The following is a 906-nucleotide window of genomic DNA, read 5'->3' as shown; positions in this document are numbered from 1 at the left end:
TATCACTCATAATAAAATATGGTAATTATACAATATATAAGATATAATAATAGATAAAGGAATAAAATTCCATATATTAATCAAATAGACCAGTCTGTAAAAAGCGTTGTATTTTAAAAGAAGTTTGTTTAATTTTTAAAACAATTAACTATTTTATAGATGATATATAATGAAAGTAAAGAATATTAATTATTAAAAGGAAGGATTTTATGAAATTTTCAAGAAAAACAATTGAAAACATAAGAGATACTATAATCTTAACATCTATAGGTTTGTTTTTTTTAATAATATTTAAAATAAATGATATCCCTACACGTGGTTTTTCGTCTGTCACTGTAACGATACTGTTAGTTTATAATGTTTACAAAAGGTATAAAGATAGATAAGGCTCAAAGAGCCTTATCTATGTTTAATATTGCACTAAATCCCATCCTGTGTTTCCATGATATGCGATAACTTCTGTTGTTCCATCTGCAATCCAACCTTCATGTAGAAGATCACCCACTTGATTGTATGTTTTAACATATTTATACTTTTGTCTTAACTTAACTGCATCATAATTGCTTTGCTGCATAATTTCTCCTGCTTCTGTGTAGAGGTCTTCCTGTCCTTCTAAATCAGCTGCTATTGCATCCTCAATAATCCCTAAAGCTGTTCCTGTTATGGAAAGTAAAAGAGATAATATTGGTTGACTTATAGTTAATAAGCTAGAAATTGCCACAACTGTACTAGCATCTTTATTATCTTGTCTTTTATTTACTTCGCGTCTTAATTTTACTATGCCATCATAATCTTTAATAGTTTCTTCATATTGGGTAGTAATAATTTCAACACGTGCCATAAAAACCTCTCCTTTTTAATTATATTTAGTAAGACTCTCCCTGTTGGCCAACTTGTTTCGTCTTA

General features: G+C 28.3%; 1 protein-coding gene. It reads right to left on the bottom strand.

Features of this window, described 5'->3' with window-relative positions:
* Positions 1–409: 409 nt before the first annotated feature.
* Positions 410–841 (bottom strand): hypothetical protein, encoded by a 432-nt coding sequence (locus tag L21TH_RS07965; protein ID WP_006313782.1) that lies wholly within the window; start codon positions 839–841, stop codon positions 410–412.
* Positions 842–906 lie beyond the last annotated feature (65 nt).

Source organism: Caldisalinibacter kiritimatiensis, assembly GCF_000387765.1.
GTDB classification, from domain to species: Bacteria; Bacillota; Clostridia; order Tissierellales; family Caldisalinibacteraceae; genus Caldisalinibacter; species Caldisalinibacter kiritimatiensis.
This window is presented reverse-complemented; position numbering and strand designations above follow the sequence as displayed.

Excerpts from the sequence above, each read along its gene's own strand:
- L21TH_RS07965 (WP_006313782.1), bottom strand. The coding sequence starts at position 841 with ATGGCACGTGTTGAAATTATTACTACCCAATATGAAGAAACTATTAAA.